Annotated in this window: 24 protein-coding genes; all 24 read left to right on the top strand. The window is 61.0% G+C overall.

The features are described 5' to 3' along the window. The first annotated feature begins 42 nt into the window (after window positions 1–42). On the top strand, window positions 43–849 hold the full coding sequence (locus tag AruPA_RS11960) for a hypothetical protein (protein WP_265637057.1): 807 nt from the start codon (window positions 43–45) through the stop codon (window positions 847–849). A gap of 196 nt (window positions 850–1,045) precedes the next feature. Next, window positions 1,046–2,395: a phage terminase large subunit gene (gene terL, locus AruPA_RS11955; protein ID WP_265636935.1), complete on the top strand. Its 1,350-nt coding sequence runs from the start codon at window positions 1,046–1,048 to the stop codon at window positions 2,393–2,395. A 3-nt stretch (window positions 2,396–2,398) separates the two neighbouring features. Further along, a complete protein-coding gene (locus AruPA_RS11950) occupies window positions 2,399–3,811 on the top strand; it encodes a phage portal protein (RefSeq protein WP_265636934.1) in 1,413 nt (470 codons plus the stop codon). Continuing rightward, on the top strand, window positions 3,808–4,212 hold the full coding sequence (locus tag AruPA_RS11945) for a hypothetical protein (protein WP_265636933.1): 405 nt from the start codon (window positions 3,808–3,810) through the stop codon (window positions 4,210–4,212). Before AruPA_RS11950 ends, AruPA_RS11945 begins: the two co-directional genes overlap by 4 nt. 188 nt (window positions 4,213–4,400) lie before the next feature. Further along, complete coding sequence (locus tag AruPA_RS11940; RefSeq protein ID WP_265636932.1) at window positions 4,401–5,723, top strand: DUF4043 domain-containing protein; 1,323 nt, start codon at window positions 4,401–4,403, stop codon at window positions 5,721–5,723. 60 nt (window positions 5,724–5,783) lie between these two features. After that, window positions 5,784–6,041: a hypothetical protein gene (locus AruPA_RS11935; protein WP_265636931.1), complete on the top strand. Its 258-nt coding sequence runs from the start codon at window positions 5,784–5,786 to the stop codon at window positions 6,039–6,041. A gap of 1 nt (window position 6,042) precedes the next feature. Then, window positions 6,043–6,447, top strand: coding sequence for a hypothetical protein (locus AruPA_RS11930; RefSeq protein WP_265636930.1), 405 nt, complete (start codon window positions 6,043–6,045; stop codon window positions 6,445–6,447). A 7-nt stretch (window positions 6,448–6,454) separates the two neighbouring features. Beyond that, window positions 6,455–7,099 carry a hypothetical protein gene (locus AruPA_RS11925; protein WP_265636929.1) on the top strand — a complete coding sequence of 215 codons (645 nt, stop codon included), beginning with the start codon at window positions 6,455–6,457 and terminating at the stop codon, window positions 7,097–7,099. 176 nt (window positions 7,100–7,275) lie between these two features. Continuing rightward, complete coding sequence (locus AruPA_RS11920; RefSeq protein WP_265636928.1) at window positions 7,276–7,944, top strand: hypothetical protein; 669 nt, start codon at window positions 7,276–7,278, stop codon at window positions 7,942–7,944. 9 nt (window positions 7,945–7,953) lie between these two features. Beyond that, entirely contained in the window at window positions 7,954–8,091 is a 138-nt protein-coding gene (locus AruPA_RS11915; protein ID WP_265636927.1) for a hypothetical protein, read from the top strand. Between the two features lie 3 nt (window positions 8,092–8,094). After that, window positions 8,095–9,651, top strand: coding sequence for a phage tail protein (locus AruPA_RS11910; RefSeq protein WP_265636926.1), 1,557 nt, complete (start codon window positions 8,095–8,097; stop codon window positions 9,649–9,651). Between the two features lie 138 nt (window positions 9,652–9,789). Continuing rightward, window positions 9,790–10,806: an IS110 family transposase gene (locus tag AruPA_RS11905; RefSeq protein ID WP_265636925.1), complete on the top strand. Its 1,017-nt coding sequence runs from the start codon at window positions 9,790–9,792 to the stop codon at window positions 10,804–10,806. 243 nt (window positions 10,807–11,049) lie between these two features. Beyond that, entirely contained in the window at window positions 11,050–11,430 is a 381-nt protein-coding gene (locus AruPA_RS11900; protein WP_265636924.1) for a hypothetical protein, read from the top strand. Continuing rightward, window positions 11,427–11,732, top strand: a complete 306-nt coding sequence (locus AruPA_RS11895; RefSeq protein ID WP_265636923.1) for a hypothetical protein — start codon at window positions 11,427–11,429, stop codon at window positions 11,730–11,732. The genes AruPA_RS11900 and AruPA_RS11895 overlap by 4 nt, the downstream gene beginning before the upstream one ends. Window positions 11,733–12,570: 838 nt before the next feature. Beyond that, entirely contained in the window at window positions 12,571–12,915 is a 345-nt protein-coding gene (locus tag AruPA_RS11890) for a hypothetical protein (protein ID WP_265636922.1), read from the top strand. A 15-nt stretch (window positions 12,916–12,930) separates the two neighbouring features. After that, window positions 12,931–13,617 carry a hypothetical protein gene (locus AruPA_RS11885; protein ID WP_265636921.1) on the top strand — a complete coding sequence of 229 codons (687 nt, stop codon included), beginning with the start codon at window positions 12,931–12,933 and terminating at the stop codon, window positions 13,615–13,617. Then, window positions 13,614–13,805: a hypothetical protein gene (locus AruPA_RS11880; protein ID WP_265636920.1), complete on the top strand. Its 192-nt coding sequence runs from the start codon at window positions 13,614–13,616 to the stop codon at window positions 13,803–13,805. Before AruPA_RS11885 ends, AruPA_RS11880 begins: the two co-directional genes overlap by 4 nt. Then, window positions 13,798–14,820: a hypothetical protein gene (locus AruPA_RS11875; protein ID WP_265636919.1), complete on the top strand. Its 1,023-nt coding sequence runs from the start codon at window positions 13,798–13,800 to the stop codon at window positions 14,818–14,820. The genes AruPA_RS11880 and AruPA_RS11875 overlap by 8 nt, the downstream gene beginning before the upstream one ends. Then, window positions 14,820–15,365, top strand: coding sequence for a phage baseplate assembly protein V (locus AruPA_RS11870; RefSeq protein ID WP_265636918.1), 546 nt, complete (start codon window positions 14,820–14,822; stop codon window positions 15,363–15,365). The genes AruPA_RS11875 and AruPA_RS11870 overlap by 1 nt, the downstream gene beginning before the upstream one ends. Beyond that, on the top strand, window positions 15,362–15,727 hold the full coding sequence (locus tag AruPA_RS11865; protein WP_265636917.1) for a hypothetical protein: 366 nt from the start codon (window positions 15,362–15,364) through the stop codon (window positions 15,725–15,727). The genes AruPA_RS11870 and AruPA_RS11865 overlap by 4 nt, the downstream gene beginning before the upstream one ends. A gap of 103 nt (window positions 15,728–15,830) precedes the next feature. Next, window positions 15,831–16,925, top strand: coding sequence for a baseplate J/gp47 family protein (locus AruPA_RS11860; protein ID WP_265636916.1), 1,095 nt, complete (start codon window positions 15,831–15,833; stop codon window positions 16,923–16,925). Between the two features lie 3 nt (window positions 16,926–16,928). Next, window positions 16,929–17,606 carry a hypothetical protein gene (locus AruPA_RS11855; RefSeq protein WP_265636915.1) on the top strand — a complete coding sequence of 226 codons (678 nt, stop codon included), beginning with the start codon at window positions 16,929–16,931 and terminating at the stop codon, window positions 17,604–17,606. Window positions 17,607–17,654: 48 nt separating this feature from the next. Then, the gene (locus AruPA_RS11850) at window positions 17,655–18,911 is read left to right on the top strand and encodes a hypothetical protein (protein ID WP_265636914.1); all 1,257 of its coding nucleotides are present in this window, start codon (window positions 17,655–17,657) and stop codon (window positions 18,909–18,911) included. 15 nt (window positions 18,912–18,926) lie between these two features. Beyond that, window positions 18,927–19,418, top strand: a complete 492-nt coding sequence (locus tag AruPA_RS11845) for a hypothetical protein (RefSeq protein WP_265636913.1) — start codon at window positions 18,927–18,929, stop codon at window positions 19,416–19,418. Window positions 19,419–19,621: the final 203 nt, after the last annotated feature.

Here is a 19,621-nt window from a genome sequence, read left to right as displayed (position 1 = left end):
CGAGCAATGAGTCGGTTGGCATTCATCTTTCGATTTTTGAGCGTGCGGTTTCTGTTGGCGATGATAGGGATCGTCGCGTGGGCCGATGGAGTGCCAGCCGCGCTCAACCCAACCGTCGTTGCGGCGGAAACCCGGGTAGCGCTTGGGTTTGTCATGCAAGGTACACAGTATGGCGAGGGTTTCGGTGGTGTATCGGACCGGGAAAGCGGCATGTTGCCGGGGTTTACCGCAGAGGCATCGCGGTTGGGACCACTGCTGGGACTACCGGGCATTTATTCGGGCCTGGTGTATGACTTTGCCGGCGGTCCGCTGAGCTATAATGGATTTATCCAGGGCCATGCGGTACCGCGATTGTCGCCGTATGACTCGACCGATCACGCCCGTTTCAACACGGTTGAAGTGCGATTGGGGCGAGCGTTGACCCTGTCAACGGTCGTTGATGTCGTTCCGTTTGTCGCAGCTGGATATCAGACATGGTATCGCGATGTCGGGGGTGCCGGTGGGTACGCTGAGTTCTACCGCGCGGGGATCGCAGGTGCCGGCGCACGGTTCGACGTTGCATTAAGTGATCGCTTGGTGATTTCGGCCACCGCAGCAGGGTTTGCGGTTGTTCGCGGGCGTGCCTCCGCGCCGGCTTTGGGGTTTGCGGCAGAATTTGGCACCAGCGGTGAAGAGACGGTTCATCTCGGTGCCGACTGGGAGTTGAGCAATGCGCTGCACCTGTTCGCCGGTCTCGGGGTGCGGCATTTCAATTATGCGGGCTCCGCGTTGAACAATGGCTTTTACGAACCGCCGAGCAGCACGTTGGTTGTGCGTAGTGAGGTTGGGGTGGCGTTCGGCTTTCAATGAGGCCTGCCAATGAATCAAATTCGCTGGGCTGTTTTCAGGGTCGGAAAAATAAATTCTAACAGTAAGTTATTTTTGCTTTCCCACCCACCCCAAGTTGGGCTATCCATTCTTTCATGATGAGGTTTTATGTACGGACACAGCGTTGAGGTGTTCGGCAGGCGACGACGATCTTGGCCCTGGGGCCCCGTCGGATGGCATGAAGGGCTTCAGGGCTTTTGCCGAAACCATGTGTGCGGCATGGGGACACAAACCGGCGCGGCATCATTTAGTATTGATCGACGCTCTGCAGCGTGTGGCTGATGGGTCAACTGATCGTCTGATGGTACAGATGCCACCGGGAGCGGCGAAATCGACCTATGCGTCGGTCTTGTTCCCGGCATATTGGTTTGCTTTCAAACCGCAGAGCGAGGTGATCGCCGCCTGCCATACCGCCTCGCTCGCGGAACATTTCGGCCGGCGGCTCCGCGGTGTGATTGCCGAGCAAGGAGCGCCATTTGGTCTGGCCCTCGAGGCGAACAGCCGATCGGCCGGGCGCTTTTCGCTCACCGGTGGTGGGCAATATTTCGCGGCAGGTGTGCGCGGGCCGATTACCGGGCGGCGGGCTGACCTGATCCTGATCGATGACCCGATCAAGTCTTGGGCGGAAGCTGATAGCAAGGTAGCGCGACGCTCGCTGTTCGATTGGTATCGGGCGGAATTGCTGTCGCGGCTGAAGCCGGGGGGACGGGTCGTACTGATCATGACACGCTGGCATGTTGATGATCTGGCGGGCCGATTGATGAAGGAAGACCAAAACTGGTCCACGCTCCGGTTTCCGGCGCTGGCCGAGGCCGATGATCCGTTGGGCCGGGTGCTTGGCGAGGCGCTCTGGCCTGAGTGGCAGACCACGGCGGAAATCATCCGCCGGCGCGATACAGTCGGTAAACGGGTTTTCAGCGCGCTCTATCAGCAAAGCCCCACGCTCGATCAATGTGCGGCGTTTGATGTTCCGCTGCTTGGCCGGTTTACGGGGACGCCTGCAGTGGCGCGAACGGTGCGAGCGTGGGATCTTGCCGCGACTGTTGCCTCGCCGGGTCGTGATCCTGACTGGACCGTGGGGCTGAAACTGGGGGCTCTGGAGGACGGGCGGTTGGTGGTGCTGGACGTCATTCGGATGCGGGTGGGGCCGGCAGAGGTCGAGCGGTTATTGGTGGAGACCGCGCGTGGCGACGGCGCCGCGACGACCATCTCTCTGGCGCAGGACCCCGGGCAGGCCGGCGTGGCGCAAATTGCTTATTTGAAGCGCGCGCTTTCAGGTTTCAACGTCGTGTCGAGCCCGGAGACGGGTTCAAAACTGGTGCGAGCCCTGCAGTCCTCAGCGGTGATCGGCCGTGGTGACATGTTGCTCGTTGAGGCTCGCTGGACCGCCGACTTTATTGAAGAACTGCAATTATTTCCGAACGGAGACAAGGATGACCAGGTCGATGCGCTGTCCCGGGCAGTTACGACGATTGGGGAGATGCCTGTGATCAGTCGGACGGCTCTGCATACTCTGATGGGGCGATAGGCGATGTTTGAAACGATCTGTCAGACGATCCCTGCCGATCCGCTGCTGGCGCCCAGGGCACGGCGGATTGAACTCTATCGGCGGGTATTGGAAGGAACGATTTACGACGCGTTGCCGTACGCATTCGGCGATGAGCGAAACGGTGCCGGCGAGTATATTCCGCTGCGCGCACGCCGGCCATCGGTTCGGTACGGGCTGTGCCGCATCGTGGTCGAAGATTCGGTGGCCCTGCTGTTCAGCGCCGGGCATTTTCCGGCAATTGTGTGCGAAGATCCGGCGATTGAAGCGTTACTCGGCGATGTGATGCGCGAGTGCCGCCTGAACGAAGTGATGATCGACGCGGCGCTGCGCGGATCGGTTGGATCGGTCGCGATTCTGTTACGGGTTTTGAAAGGGCGTTTGTTCTGCTCAGTGTTGGAGACGCAGCATCTGACGCCGGTATGGCAAGAGGATGCGCCGGACACGCTGGCATCGGTCACGGAGCGCTACAAGGTCCGTGGAGCCGAGTTGCTGGCGCAGGGATATCCCGACGTTGATCCGGCGCAATTCTATTGGTTTCAGCGGGTTTGGGACGGGGGCGGTGAGACCTGGTTTTTGCCCCAAGCCGTTGTTGATGAGGGATCGCCCCAGATCGACGAAATGCGGAGTGTGCGGCATGGGCTGGGGTTCGTGCCGATCGTGTGGATCAAGAACTTGCCGGGTGGCGACGGGGTCGACGGCGCCTGCACGTTCAGGGCGGCAATCGATACCGGCATCGAGATCGATTATCAGTTATCGCAGGCCGGACGTGGCTTGAAATATGCGTCTGATCCGACGCTGTTGATTAAGGAGCCGGTTACGACTGATCGTGAACTGGTCAAAGGTGCCGGAAATGCCTTGATTGTTTCCGAAAAGGGTGATGCGAAGCTCCTGGAGATTGGTGGCACGGCTTCGGCGGCAGTGATCGACTATGTGCGGACCCTGCGCGAGATGGCGCTGGAAAGCGTGCACGGTAACCGGGCCAATGCGGACAGGCTGAGTGCGGCACAATCGGGTCGGGCGCTGGAGTTGATGAACCAGGGTTTGATCTGGCTCGCGGACAATCTGCGGATTTCGTATGGCGAGGGTGGGTTGCTCGCTTTGCTGCGCATGGTGCTGCGCGCACGCGCGCGATTTGCGATTCGGGTGATGGGGCAGGCGATGCCCGATGTGGATGCGGATGTGCGGCTGAGTTTACGCTGGCCGCGGTGGTATCCGGCTTCAGCGGATGACCGATTGAAGGAGGCGCAGGCGATTGCGACGTTGGTGAATGCCGGGCAGATGTCGCGCGAGACGGCTGTGAAATCGCTCGCGTCGAGCCATGCGGTGGTCGATGTGGCAGCCGAACTTGACCGAATTGTTGCGGAACAAGATCAATCTCAACAGGATGTGGCATGAGTGAAGACAGAAGTGATGACGGATCACCGCCGGCTGATTGGCAGGCGCGCGCTGAGGCGGCCGAGCGGGCACTGGGCGCGGTTCAGCGGGAATCCGGTGAGCGGCTGAAGCGTGCGGAGCTCAAGGTGGAGGCTGTGCGCGCGGGGATGGTTGATCTTGATGGATTGAAGCTGATTGATCTGGATGCCGTGGCGTTGTCCGATGACGGATCGGTTACCGATCCGGCCGGTATCATGGCCGCGCTGAAGCGCGCCAAGCCATGGTTGTTCGGGGTCGGGTCGTCATCCTCGACGGCGGCGGTGCCGCGGGCTGAGCCGCTGCGGACGCGGCACGCGCGGGAGTTGAGTGAAGAAGAGTGGCGGTCGGCGCGGGCTGCGCTATTGCGGCGGGCGGGAAGTTAGTGAAAGGGGCATCTTTTTTCGAGCGAAGAGGCAAATCTCTCGTTCGTCTGGGTGAGCACCATTCCAATTCTGCAGTCTGACCTAACGGAAGTTTTTTTGGTTCTTTTTCATAAAAAAGAACACCTTTCTTCTTTCGCCGCGCTTCCATGGGAAGCGCGTTTTTTTGCGTTCATCGCAAGGGGACAAACATGGGTATTTCAAATTTTCCGGCATCTTTGCAGCCGATTATTCAGCAGGGGTTTCTCGAGCGTGAGTTCGAGCAGGCGTTGCGGTCGCGGCTGGGCTATCGGATGGTGGCGGATCGCGAGAGTTTCGCGGTCGGGATCGGCGAGACTCTGACCAAGACCAGGGCAGGGTTGAAACCATCCGTCACGACCCCACTGGCGGCCAGCACAAATACGAATCTGGACAATGGTTTGACGCCGCAGGGTTGGGGTGTCGAGCAATATACTGTGACGCTGAATTTCTATGCGGCGACACAGGACTTGAATATGGTAACGAGCCGCGTGGGAATCGCGTCGCAGTTTCTACAGAATGCGTCGACGAATGGCGAGCAGGCGGCGCGCAGCCTTGATGAGTTAGCACGTAACGCTTTGTTCGCACCGTATTTTGGCGGCAACACTCGTGTGCTGACCACGCTGGGCAGCCCCGGTCCGACGATTGCCGTTGACGATGTGCGCGGGTTCACGACAATTTATGTCAATGGCGTGCAGACGGCGGTCTCGGCTTCCTATCCGTTGGAGGTGACGGTGGGAAGCAGCGTGTATTCGATAATTTCGGTGACGCCGGATTTGAACAATACATCATCTACACCGGGTGGTCTTTCGGGCCAACTGACGTTTGCCACTGACGTTGTTGTCAGTGACGGCACAGCCGGTAATCCGGTGATTGCCGCAACGGCAAGCAAGATTATCCGTCCTTCCGGCTTGCTCACGACATCGGCCTTGCAGGCGGGTAATACGTTGACGATGTCGGTGCTGCTGGATGCCGTCGCTTCGTTGCGGCAGAATGCGGTGCCGGAAATTGACGGCGCGTATAATTGTTATCTCGACCCGGTTTCAGCGCGGCAGTTGTTTTCCGATCCTGACTTCCGGCAGTTGTTTCAGGGTGCGACCTCGAACAACCCCGTGTTCCGTCAGGGGATGGTCAATGATTTCCTCGGCCTGCGGTTTATCACCACGACCGAGGCGATCGTCCAGCCGATCTCGAATTCGGGTGGTCTGGCTATACGGCGACCGATCATCTGCGGGAAAGGTGCGTTGATCGAGGCGGATTTTGCCGGGATCGGGGCCGAGGATGTGGCACCGAAGGATGCACTGGTGAACATTATCGACAGTGTGGCGATGGTGACGCGTGAGCCGATCGATCGGTTGCAGCAGATCATCGCGCAGTCCTGGTACTGGATCGGCGGGTTCTGTGCACCTTCGGATACGACGACCACGCCGGTCGTGGTGCCGACCGCGACCAATGCGAATTTCAAGCGGGCGGTGATGATCGAGCATATCGGCTGAGGGAGATCGATCATGTCGTCAGGAGCTTCGTTACCGTTTCGACCAGCAGGGACGGCTTCGGTGGCCGGGTCGACCAGTGCAGCTTCGGTCGCGCTGGTCGGTGGGGGATCGAGCGTGCTGGTGTACAATGCGGCCGGATCGGTTGCCTTCGTGCGGTTCGGCATGACGGGCGTGACCGCGGGGGTGAGTGACACTCCCGTGCCCCCTGGCGCGAGAATGCTGGTGGATGCCGGGCAACTGGCGACGACCGCCAGTGCAGTACTGGGATCGGGCACCGGATCGGTGTTTTTCACGCGTGGTGATGGTTCGGTGTATTGAGATGTCGGGCAACTATGACAGCGCGCCTGGCGTACTGACCGAGGCGCAGAAGGTCGATGTGCGGCGGTTCTGTGGCTACCCTGCCTATGGCGCGGGGGCGTCTGGATTTCAGTCCTGGCGGTTTTTCCAGGCCTATGGCTCGCTCGAGTACCGCATGAATAATTTTGCTCCGACCGAAGTCGTGGTTGTGGTGAATTACCTGGCTGCCTTGAACGGGCTGGAGGCGGCAGTACCACTGGCGAGCGGCAATCTTGATACCGATGCGGCGGCGAGTTGGCAGCATAACCAGCGGGAAGTGCGCGATCGCGATGCGCTGTTCGATGGGTGGCGGCGGCGGCTGTGTGGTTTCATCGGTGTGCCGCCGGGGCCTGCCTTGGAATCTGCCGGCATCACTTTGATTGTTTGAGGACCGCATGGACGGTGTCAGGCTAGCGGACCGCATCGCGTATGGCGGGGGGATGGCGGCGCGCAAGGCGGGTGTGATCTGTGATGCGTACCGACCGCGGGACGGGGCTTGCCCGATCGTGGCCGCGAACCGGACGGTTCGGCTCGCGGTACTATCGGTGCCGGTGTCGGGTTCGGCGCGGGGGCCGGCGCCGTTCGGCGTGCCGTATCGGCAGCTTGTGCTGGATCAGGCTTACGTCACGGCGGGAGATTACATTGCCGGTCCATTGGGAGTCATGCTCGTGGCGACCAACGAGCCGCCGGCGCCGGTGCTGGGGGTGCAATGCAATGAGACGGTGACCCTGTGGCGGCCAGGTTCGCAGGTGCTGGCGGGGGTTAATCCGTATGGGGCAGTTCTGTCGGGGACGGCGACCGCCATCCTTGCGGGGTTTCCGGCGGCGCTCTTGCCAGGTGGCGTGAGTGATCGTGGGCGGGTCGGCTTGCCGGATGATACCAAGCTGCCTGGGTACGTGGGTGCGGTTGCAGCGGTTGCCGGGCTTGCGCCACAGGTGGCCGATATTGTGCGCGACGCGCGGGGGCGGCAATTCGTGGTGGATGCGGTGATCGCTTATGGCGGGATCTGGCGGCTCGCGCTGACCGAAAGTGTGATGTGATGGCAGACCAGGCGGATGTTGAAAACGCACTGGCCGCACTGGTCGCGAATGCGGTTTATCCGAACGGAACGCGCGAGGTCTCGGCCGTGGCGGGGCCTGGGGGTCTTGTGACATGCCGGGTATATCGGGGACTGCCAAACGGGCCGGCGCTGGAGGCTGATCTGGCGCAGGGGGTGATGCATGCAACCGTGTTCACGGCCGACACGGTCGTGAAGAATACGACGCGGTTTCCCCGGGTGTGGCAGGCTGTGGCGCCGGTACCTGCCACACTTTCGGTGACGATTGGGAACGGCGCGGCGACTTTCGCGGGGGTGTGCGTGGCCGGGCAACTGGCCGGAATTGCGGTTGACGGGGCGATTTTTCCCTATGCGGTGCAGGCGCGGGACACGCCGCCGACGGTTGCAAGTAACCTGGCGGCGCAGCTGCGCGCGGCGGGATGGTTGGTCGATTATGCCGGCACGACCGTGACGGTGCCGGCAGCGCGGCTGTTTACTGCACGGGTGGTTGCGGGTGGGGTGGCATTGCAGGAGATCAAGCGGCAGGTCCAGGCATTTCGGATTTCACTATGGTGCGGGGATCCGCTAACGCGCGATTCTGCGGCGGCCGTGATCGACCAGGCATTGGCCACTCCAAATTTCATTCCGCTGGCAGATGGGTCTTGCGGACATCTGGTTTTTGCTGGCGGGACGACCACGGACGTGAGTGCTGATGCCGCGCTCTATCGGCGTGATCTGATTTACACTGTCGAATACCCAACAACTTTGGCTGCGATCACGCCAGCAATGCTGTTTGGAATTGGCGATATCGAAGCGAATGGCGCGTTTATTGCCGGTATATCCGGTTAAGGAGATTTCATGACAATCAAGATGGTAGTGGTGAAGCCGTTCAGCGGCTTCAAACGGGGTGACATGATTACCGATCCGGCGGCGATGGCGAAGGTCGTGGCGGATGGCCATGCGCAATCGGTCGTACGCGTCATGGCGGAGGGCTGAGCAATGCCGATTTCACAAGCGGGTGCGTTGAATACAACCGCATTGATCGTGCCGGATTTGTACGTGCAGATCGTGCCGCCGCAAAGCTTGTTGCTCAATGGTGTGCCGACCAATGTGCTGGGTGTGGTTGGAAGTGCGAGTTGGGGGCCGGTGAACGAGCCGATGATCGTGGGCTCGATGGGTGACTACGCGACCGCGTTTGGTCCGGTAATGGCGCGTCAGTATGATATCGGGACAGTCGTAGCCATCGGTGTGCAGCAGGGGGCTTCAAACTTCCGATGCGTGCGGGTGACCGACGGGACCGATACAGCCGCGTCAGTCTCGATCCTGGGTGCGCTGACCTTGACGGCTTTGTATACCGGGAGCCTGGGCAATGCGCTGGTTGCCACTGTTTCGGTCGGATCGGCGGCGAATTCCTGGAGGGTGACGATCGCGTTGCCGGGGCAGACGCCGGAGGTATTCGACAACATTGTCGGCAGTGGAGCCGCATTTTGGCAGGCAGTGGCGAGTGCGATCAATGTCGGTACGGGCCCGATGCGCGGTGCATCGCGTCTGGTCGTGGCGAGTGCCGGAACGTCCTCCTTGGCGCCATCGGTAGGGGCTTTTCCATTCCTTGCTGGTTCGCCGGGCACCGACGGTGCGACTGGCATGACCTCGGGGATGGTCATTGGCCAGGATGTGGTGCCCCGATCGGGGATGTATGCCCTACGGGGCCAGGGTTGCAGCATCATTGTGCTCGCTGATCTTGATGATCCGACACAATGGAGCACTGAGGTTGCGTTCGGACTCGACGAAGGCTGCTACATGATCCTCGCGGGACCGCCTGGCGATACGATTGCGAATGCGGTTTTGACAAAGCAGACTGCGGGTATCGATTCTTATGCTGCGAAGCTGATGTTTGGCGATTGGCTGTGGTGGTATGATCAAGCGAATGGCATCACGCGTCTCGTTTCGCCGCAGGGATTCGTTGCCGGGAGGCTCGCGAATTTGTCCCCGGAGCAGTCGTCGCTGAACAAGCCGCTGTATGGAGTAGTCGGGAGTCAGAAGTCCGGGCAGGCGGTCGCCGGGACCCGCAATACGTATTCGATGGCGGACCTCGCGGCACTGCTTTCGGCCGGGATTGACGTCATCAGTAACCCGCAGCCGGGTGGCGCGTTCTGGGGCGTGCGGGGCGGCCATAATTCATCGTCCAACACTGCTACGAATGGTGACAATTATACCCGGATGACTAACTATATTGCCGACACGCTGTCGGCTGGGATGGGCGGGTATGTCGGCCAATTGGTCAATACCACGCTATTCCAGAATATTCGCTCGACGTTACTGTCGTTTCTGAACGCCATGCTGGGTCAGGGCATGTTGGGTTCGACCAACGGCACGTTGCCTTTTGCCGTTGTCTGCGACATCTCGAACAATCCGCCCTCGCGCACGGGTCTGGGGTACGTGCAGGCAGACGTGCAGGTGCAGTACCAGGCAATCAATGAAAAATTCATCGTCAATGTCGAAGGCGGACAGACCGTGCAGGTCAGTCAGCAGATATTGCCGCTGGGAACCGTGTGAGGACAATAGAGCATGCCATATAACAGTTTTTCAGTCGGCAATGACTGTCAGATCGTGGTTATGTTGGGGTGGACGGCCCAACGGCATCGAATGTGCCAATATAGGGTCGATCAACCAACCCAATGAAAGGGCCGCCCAATGGAATTTAAACGCATTTCGATCGACACGTCCAAGCATGTTTTTACGATCCACGGGGGCGATGACCAGGAGCGCCCGGTACTGCGGCGCGAGATCAGGCGGGCTCAGGTCGAACCGTTCTTCGCCAAACTGGCACCGACGGAGGTGGTTCTCGAAGCTTGCGCTGGCTCGCACCATTGGGGGCGAGTGCTCGGTGCTATGGGCCACCGGGTGAGGTTGATCCCACCGCAATATGTGAAGCCCTTCGTTAAGCGCAGCAAGAATGACCGAAATGACGCGGAGGCGATCAGTGAAGCGGCAGCGCGTCCGACCATGCGCACGGTTCCGGTCAAATCGGCAGAGGAGCAAGCCGCGACGATCATTGTGAAGCATCGGGAACTCATGGTGAACCAGCGGACCCAGGCGATCAACGCGTTGCGGGGACACGCGGCGGAATTTGGTATTGTTGCCGCTAAGGGTTGCGCGAACGTCACAGCATTGCTTGCCGTTCTGTCTACTGAGGAGGCAATTCCAGCAATTGCAAAGGCGATGTTCGAGCAGATGGGCCGGCATATCACTGATCTCGATGCGAAGATCGAGATGCTCGAGAAACAGCTGCTCGAACAGCACAAGGCTAACGCGGTGAGCAGGCTCCTGGTCGCGATTCCAGGCGTTGGACCAATCACCGCGATCACCATGGCGCTGAGCGTGAACCCAGCGAACTTTGAGACCGGGCGACATTTTGCCGCCTGGCTTGGGCTGACCCCGCGCGAACATTCCACCGGCGGCAAGCATCGTATGGGAAAGATAAGTAAAGCAGGCAATGAGAGGTTGCGACAGTTGCTCGTGGTTGGGGCAATGGCGGTGATCCGCTACGCTAAGCCAGGCAGCAAGTCGGCAACCGCCTGGCTGTTGCAATTGCTGGAGCGGCGGCCGCGCAAGGTCGCGGCGATCGCTCTGGCCAACAAGATGGCCCGGATCATCTGGGCCATGATGGCGCGGGGTGAAGCGTATCGGCGTCAGCCGGTAGCAGTCTGATCCGCGCGCCGGTGCCGAGGGTTTAAGGGCAGAGCAAGAGATGATGATCGGTCGAACCGACGAGCAACAAAATCCGCGAAGGTCCCCGGCATATTATATGCCGCGGTTATGTTTGGATGTTGCTCGCGGAACCCATCTGGGCCGGCGGCCATGTTGCCGCATATACAGGCCGAACGCATGACCGCTTTCGAACCGCCATCAAATCTTGCAAATTCCCACTTGAACTCAACGGGCCGTCCACGCATGGGACCATTTGGTCGCATCGATCTGGCGTTCGTCACCGGATTCGAGGTGAGCCAGGTGACGCAGAGCGTCCGGATCGATCGGCTCGATGGGGTGCAGCTGGGTGCTGAACTGCCGCGCGGGTGGCAGGGCAGTTTCGCGCTTGATCGGGGCACATCGGTCGCGGATGATTTCATGGCGCAGATCGAGCAGGCGTACCTGGCGGGGCAGGCGATCTCGCCGGGTACGCTCTATCAGTATGTCAGTGAAGTCGATGGCTCGACATCGACCTATCAGTACGAGGGCGTGGTATTCAAGCTCAGCTCGGCCGGCATGTACCGGGGTGATGCCCCGGTTGCCCAGAAGCTCGATTTCTTCGCATCGACCAGGAAGCGGGTATGAGCGATCGTGTGATCGAGGATTCGCGCGGGCGGCAGCTGAGCCTGCGAACGCTGACGATGCTGGACCGGTTGCGTCTGTTCAAGGCCCTGGGCGCGAATTTGTCTATGAACGACGCGTATCTCGGTGTGGCATCGCTTGCGGCTTCGGTGACGGCGGTGGATGGCGTGCCACTGCTGTTTCCGGCGAGCGAGGCGGCGGTCGAACATGCGGTCGAGCGGTTGGGTGAGGAGGGCATTGAAGCGGTCGCCCTTGCGCTCGATGGTGATGACGCTGGTGCGGTGAAGGCGCTGGCGGGAAACTGAGCCGGCACCCCGCGTTGATCGACTGCCTGTATCTGGTCGGGCGTGGGGTGCCTTTTGATGTGGCGTTTTCGTTAGGTGAGGCGGAACGCTTGGCATTCGTTGTGGCGTGTGGCGAGTTGGATGGGCTGGAATTCGATTGGAAGACCATGCTGTGGGGGACGCCATGATCGTGCCGCGGGACCGGGCTGGCGCTCGCTATGCGCGGTTTGTCAGGACAGCTAGTCGGCGTTTGGCGAAATCGTTGGGGCTGGGGCTGCGGTTGGCGCCGCGCCGGGTTTGGACAATTCGTGTGCGTCCGGCGCGCTTCAAGCCAGGGCGTGACAGCGCCGGTGCTGCGTTCGGGCAGACCTTGCGTCCATCGCCCGGTACGACCTTTCACCTCGCTGCAATGCGCCCGTATGATGTGGTCCATGCCAGTGGCATCGGGCTCGGGATGCGGCGGACTAGGTCAGTCAGAGGATCGGTTGGGGGGGGCGTACGGCGCTCAAACTCGCCGTTTGAAGGCTTTCGGTCGGGGCGTGCGCGACCCGACGTGCAGGCATGGGCTGGGGGTCTGCGGGGAGTCACGCCGGGGCGAATCAGATGGGTTGAGGTCGCGGCACAGCTTAGAAAGACAGATCCGCGGTTTCTTTTTGGTGGCGCTCTGCCCAATGGCGATGCGAGTGGCGTTGACAAGTCCGCGGGGATGGTGGCGCGACGGATTGATCATCGGGTTAGCGGATATCGTGCAAGAAGGATTGTCCGAAAGATCCGGACAATCCCGCCTGTGCTTGCTTCGCGCCGCCTGATACTGAGATATCAGGATGCGCCTCAAAGTGGCGGGGTTGGTAAACGGGCGATGGCGCCGGTGGCGCGGGATCGGGGTGGGCAGTTGGGCGATCGGGGCTTTGATAGGCGCGGTCCCTCGGATCTCGGCGCAACGATTAAGGGTGACGAACAGCGGCGCGGCCTTGTCACCCACCAGGGTCTGGTGGGCCGGACCCTTGATGGGCAGACGGTACGGCCGGTCGAGACTAAACGACCCTTTGGTGAGCGGTTAGGCGGTGCGGCGCTCGTGCCGGACGATATGGCGCGGATGGTGCGTGATCTGTTTGCGGATGAGGGACGGCGGCCGCCTTCGGGCGTGACCGGGTTCGATAGCGCACTTTCGCCGATATTTCCGGGACGAAAACCGGGGTTTTGAAATCAGGAGTCTGGCATGACATCGGTTGCGGTGACGCTTGGTGGTGTCGCATTTCGGGATTTCGAGGTACCGGCCGAGATCAAGTTTGGGGGTACGCAGCGATTGGCGGTGCATCAGCCGGTTGGTGGGAGCCGCATAGTGGATGTGCTCGGTGCAGCAGCGGGAGAGATTACGTTCGGCGGGACATTTTCCGGACCGGATGCGGCGCTCCGGGCGCAAGCGCTGGACGTGGCGCTGAACATTGGTGCAACCCTGCCGCTCGCATGGGACGGATTCGCGTTCAGCGTCGTGATAACCGCTTTCACGGCGACGTATCAGAAGCCTTGGTGGATCCCGTTTCAGATCACCTTGTTGTCTGTCGAGAATCTAGTGACGGCGATACCCACCGCGCTCGCACAGGCCGGGCTTGATATTGCGAGTGCGGCCGGACTTGGCGGATTGAGCGGTATTTCGCTGGCGGGTGTTTCCGCGGGCAGTTCTGCTGGTATCGCAGCGGGCCAGGCGAGCCTTGCGGCGGCGGTGAGCGGGGCTGGATCGGCGCTGAGCGGGGCGACGGCTCTTTTTTCAGGTGGGGTGGGCGCGGCGCAGCCGATTGGCGCATTGACAACCCTGGGCGCCGCATCGTCGACGCTGGCGGGTGCCGCGGCGGCACAGGCATACCTCGGACGGGCTGCGGTGAATATCGGATTGGGAGCGTTATGAGCGAAACCATGGTGACGGTGGTCGGCGGTAATTTATTCGCGATCGCGGCGCAGTATCTGGGCGATGCCACGCAGTGGATCCGGATTGCGCAGGCGAATGGTCTGCGTGACCCGGTTTTGAGTGGGGTGGTGACCTTGGCGCTACCGCCGGTTGATCCGTTGGCGACAGGTGGTGTTCCGAATGTCTGACACGCTTGCATCGGCGGTTATGGCGCGTCCGGTGTCGCTGACGGTGGCGATCGGTGGCGTGCCGGTCGCCGGGGCCGAACGGTTGGAACTCTTGCAGTGTGGGCATTTCGCAGCCGACCGGTTTCGGGTGATGCTCGCTGCCGGCGCGACCCCGGGGGGGGCGGCAGTGTTTTCTGGACTTCAGGGTGGCACTGTGACGATTGCAATCGGGCTGGGTGGTGGGGTTGTACCGGGCGATCCCATATTGACAGGGCAGATCGACAATATTGCGGTGGATTTCGGAGCCGGGCATATCGTGCTCTCGGGGCGGGATTTGTCGGCCCGGTTGATTGACGCCGAGGTCGGTCAGAGCTTTGCCAATCATACGGCCAGCCAGATTGCCGAAGCGTTCGCGTCGGAGGCGGGGCTGGCGGCGAATGTGACGGCTACGACCACGCCGGTTGGGCAGTATTATGAGCTGGCCCATATGCGGACCGGCTTGGGCATGCACACGCGGCATGCGACGCGGTGGGACTTACTTGCGGGATTGGCGGCACTCGAACGGTATTCGTTATCCGTGATCGGGACTGTGCTCACTTTTGGTCCTCCAGCACCGACACCGCCCTCGTTGGTGATGTTCGGGCGTGATTTACTGACCTTGGTGGTGGATCGTGCCTTTGGCCTGGTGGCACCGCCGGTGACCGTAACCAGCTGGAATCCCAAGTTAAAGCAACGATTTTCGACCACAGCGGGGCCTTCTGGCGCCACCGCCGGTGGCGTGACGCTGGTGCGGCCTAATCTGACTCAAGCGGAGGTGAATCGGGAGGCAGCGGCGCGGCAGGCGGCGCTGGCGGCACAGGCGGTGTTGCTTCGGGCCAGTATGCCTGGGGAACTGACGATGGTGCCAGATAGTTTGTTCACCTTGCAAGGCACCGGAACAGAATTCGACACGTCGTACGTGGTGCGGACTATCGAGCGGAGTATCGATATTCGGGAGGGCTTCGTGCAGCGTTTTGAAGCATTGCAGGTGGCATGATGGATGGATTCTGGAATGCTGTGAAGGCGCGTGCCGCGGCATTGGACGGGATGAGCGGTCAGGCGCGGTTTGGTATCGTCGCGAGTTTCGATGCATCCGCCTACGCCGCGCGGGTAATGTTGCAACCGGAGAATGCACTTTCCGGATGGCTTCCGGTGCTCAGTTCGTGGATTGGTGCTGGCTGGGGCATGGCGGCGCCATTGTCGCCGGGGGATCAAGTCATGGTGCTTGGGCAGGAGGGCGATGCCGAGCAGGCCGTGGTGATCGGTCGCGTCTGGTCGGATACCGAGCCGCCGCCGGGGGCACCGGTCGGTGAATTCTGGTTGGTGCATCAGACCGGGTCATTCATCAAGCTCAAGAATGACGGCACAATTGCGTTGCAGGCAAGCACGGTCTCGATCCAGGGGGATTTGATGGTAAGTGGTGAGATCTCGGATCTGGCGGGTGCACATGGCAGCCTCGATCGACTCCGCCAGGCCTACGACGGGCACGTACATGCCGATCCCCAGGGTGGGCAGACCGGTGCACCATCAGTGGTGGTATGATGGCGGATGCAGCTTTGGTGTTTGGCGGCGACCTGACCATCGGCGTGTCGGGGGATCTAGCGCTGGCCAGCGGATCAGACTTGACCAAGCAACGGGTGTTGCGCCGGCTCCTGACTAATCCTGGCGACTATATCTGGCAGTTGTCCTACGGTGCCGGATTAGGCCAGTTTGTTGGTGTAACCGGGGCGGCTGGCGCGGTTGGGGCTGTGACGCGAGCACAGATTCTCGCAGAGGCTCGCGTTGCGCAATCGCCTCTGCCGCAGATTACGCTTGAGCAGACCGGCACCTCGGGGATTGCGCTCACGATCGCGTATCAGGACGCAATGACCGGTCAGGCGACCGCGCTGACGTTACCCGTCTGATGTCCAGTTCGGTTTGAGACGGTTGTGCGGCGTCGCCCGCGGGATGGTTGCTTTCCGATTTAGAGGATATTTCATGCCATTATCGTTACAGAATTTCACCGCGATGGTGGAGCAGATGGCGGCTGCCGTGCAGGGGGCCGCAACGCAGGTGTTGGATCTGACAGTTGGCTCGGTGTTGCGCGCGATTCTGGAGGCGAACGCGTCGCTTGGATTATGGTTGCAGTGGTTGATCGTCGAGGTTTTGCAGACAACGCGACTGGCAACCAGCAGCGGGACTGACTGTGACAGTTTCGGGGCCGATTTCGGGTTCGTGCGATTGCCGGCCTCGGCGGCGGCCGGCGTCGTGACATTCGGTCGATTTGCGCCCGTGCTATCGGCTTTCGTGCCGATTGGAACGACGGTGATGACCAGCGATGGTAGCCAGAGTTTCATCGTCAGCACGGATACGAGCAACCCTGCCTACAGCGCTGCTGCGGGCGGTTATGGACTGGCAGCGGGCATCGCCTCGATCGATGTGCCGGTGGTGGCTGTGGTGCCGGGGGCGGCAGGCGACGTGCTTGCTGGGACGATTGGGCTGCTGACAAGCGCTATTCCCGGGATCGATACCGTGAGCAACGCCGCACCGATGACCGGCGGACTGGACGCAGAAAGCGACGCGGCATTCAAGGCCCGATTCGGCAATTATCTGGCCAGTTTGTCACGCGCGACACCGGGTGCGATCGAGGAAAGTGTAGCCGGTGTGCAGCAGGGACTGTCGGTTTCGATTGCCGAGAATGTTGATCAGACGGGCGCCGTGAGCATGGGCAGCTTTGTTGTTACGGTCGATAACGGGACCGGAGCGCCGCCGGCCGGGTTGTTGGCAAGCGTTGCTGCCGCGGTGAACGCAGTGCGGCCGGTGGGCACAAGGTTTGCAGTGCAGGGTCCGGTGGTAGTTAATGCCAATATATCGATGACACTGACGCTTGCGCCGGGGGCGCAAGCACAGTTTGTGATTGCAACTGTGAGCAACGCAATTTCCGCCTACATCGAGGCGCTTCCAGTGGGGGCTGGGTTGCCTTACTCACGGCTTGCGCAGATCGCTTACGACGCGTCGAGCGCTGTTGTTAACGTGACCGATACGATCGTGAACGGCGCGACGGCAGATTTGGTGCCGCCGTTGTTTGGTGCCGTGCGGGTCGGCACGGTTAGTGTGGCCTGAGCGATGAGCGGATCACAGGTTCCGACCGGTAGTTCAGCCGACATGCTGGGGCGGTTGAAAGCAGTATTGCCAGTACGGTGGTTTGGTGATGCTACGCCAGTGCTCGATGCCGTGCTCGGTGGCATTGCTGCGGCTTGGTCGACTCTATATTCGCTGATTGGGTTTGCCGCACTACAGACGCGGATTGCGACTGCGAACGGGCCATTTTTGGATATCGCGGCACAGGATTATTTCGGTACGGCGTTAACAAGACGGGCTGGTGAGACCGATGCAGCGTTCGGCGCACGGATCAGGTCAAATCTGCTGGCGCCGCGTGCGACGAGGGACGCGCTGATTACGGCACTGGTGGTCGAGACCGGCCGGGTGCCTGTTGTTTTCGAACCGTTCAACACCGGGGATACCGGCGGCTATTCAAGTAATACGCTCGGCTACAACACACGGGGCGGCTACGGTAGTGTGATCTTGCCGTATCAATGCTTCGTAACCGCGTATCGTCCGGTTGTCACGGCCTCGGGAAATAATGGTGGCTACAACTATGGACCAGGGGGTTATGCGACCGCGCCGATGGCGTGGAGCGATCTGGTCGACGATCCCGGTTTGATCACGGATGCCGAGATCTACGCTGCCATTGTCGGCGTATTGCCGGCGAACGGTGTTGCTTGGACCCGGCTCTCCGACTGAGCAGGCTTGGGTTTCGAAACGTTTTCGCTATCAATCAAGGGATATTTCATGGATCGCACGATCGTCTATCCGGGCGCCATTCCGCTCGATACGGATATTCTGAACATCAATCGTAACGTGCTGGTTGGTATCGGTGCGCTGAACGCAGCGGTGTTCGGTACTGACGTCGTCGCCGATGGGTTGGCCTGTCTGCCGACTGTGCCTGCCTCATTGACGGTTACGGTCGCGCCTGGTTCGATTACGCAGTATGGGCCCGTGGATGCCAATGGTTACGGTAGCCTGACGGCGGATGTGACGGAACAGACGGTCAAGACCGGGGTTAACCTCGATCCGGTGACATTCACGTTCGCGGCGCCCAGCAGTTCCGGCCAGTCGGTCAATTATCTGATCGAAGCGACGTTTTCGGAACTCGACACCGTACCTGTGGTGCTGCCATATGTGAATGCTGCCAATCCTACCGTGCCATACTCCGGACCTAATAACTCCGGTGGGGCGCAGAATACCGTTCGGATCGAACGGGTGCAGTTGCAGGTCAAGCCAGGAGCCGCCGCGGGAGCTGGGACGCAGACGACGCCGGCGGTCGATGCAGGATGGGTCGGGTTGTATGTGGTTACGGTCAATTATGGTCAGACCGCGATCACAGCTGCGGATATCGTGACGATACCAACCGCGCCGTTTTTAAGTTTCAAACTGCCACAGCTGCGTCCCGGTTTTTCTTCGATGCAGGTTTTTGAATCATCTGGCAGTTTTGTGGTCCCGGCCGGTGTCTCCCAAGTGAAGGTTACAGCGATGGGCGGCGGTGGTGCTGCCGGCTATCACGCGACCTTGCCGGGCGGCGGCGGCGGCCAGGGTGGCACCGCAATCGATGTGATTGGTGGCTTGGTCCCCGGGCAAGTGATCGCTGTTAGCGTTGGCTCAGCCGGGATCCCGCCGACCAGCGTAGGCGATGGCGGGGACGGCGGGACATCGAGTTTCGGGGCTTATTTGTCGGCATCGGGTGGCGGCGGTGGGCAGGGCGGTACCACCGCGCTATTCGCAACGGCGGGCGGTGCTGGGGGCATCGGTCGGGGCGCGCGGATCGTTCAAGCAGGGGCAATGGGCTGTGACGGCATAACGATCGCGTCCCGCGGTGGCGACGGTGGCGGTGACGGTCGCGGCCGGGGTGCCAGCGGGCCGGTTGCCGGGTTCGCGGCGACAGGATTTGGCGGCGGCGGCGGCGGCGGCGGCACCACAACTTCGACCAGTAATCCGGCGGGAAGCCCGGGTGGTGCTGGGGCGCCGGGTCGCGTGATCGTCGAATATTGAGCGGGATCAGCCATCATGAGCGGAACGACAACGCAGATTAACCATGCCTGGCAGGTTTCATCGGCAAGGCTAATCGAAATCGAGGGCTTTATTCCGACCCCGCGCGGCCTGGCCTTGCTGCCGCCACAGCCTTTGACATGGCCTGAGAAGGATCCTGGCGACACGCTGGATTATGTATTCGAGATCGCACCTGCGCTGACCGGTAATCCAGGCGATACGATCGCGACGATGAGCGTTGCGATTTCCCCCGACAATCCAGGTGATCTGACCTTGGCATCGGCCGCTGCGGATGGAACTCGGGCTGTCCTGTGGCTGAGTGGTGGCCAAGCCGGCACGAGTTACACCGTGACGATTGGAATTTCGACAGTATGTGGGCGCAGCTTGGCGCGCAGCATTGGATTGCCAGTCGTGGCGCTTGCTTCGGTCCCGGCACCGCCGACCGCGATTACAACATTGGGCGGCGTACCGCTGACCAGCCCGGCCGGTCAGCCAATTACTGCGGATTGAAGGAGAACACATGCCAACAATTGGACAGTTGCCGGCCGCCGCATCGGTTTCGGACAGCGATGAATTACCTCACTCATCCCCTCATTACGTAGCCGGCATGGAATTGCCGAATATGCCGCTGCTGCGCAGCATTTCCGTGAACCGCCGCATCAGGGGCAGTAGCCGGTGCTTCGGCATGTTCGGGATCAATTCATAGAGCATGC

Origin of the sequence: Acidiphilium sp. PA, assembly GCF_026191915.1 — a bacterium.
Taxonomy (GTDB): Bacteria; Pseudomonadota; Alphaproteobacteria; order Acetobacterales; family Acetobacteraceae; genus Acidiphilium.
The sequence above is the reverse complement of the archived record's forward strand: the minus strand, read 5'-3'. Positions and strand labels throughout refer to the sequence as shown.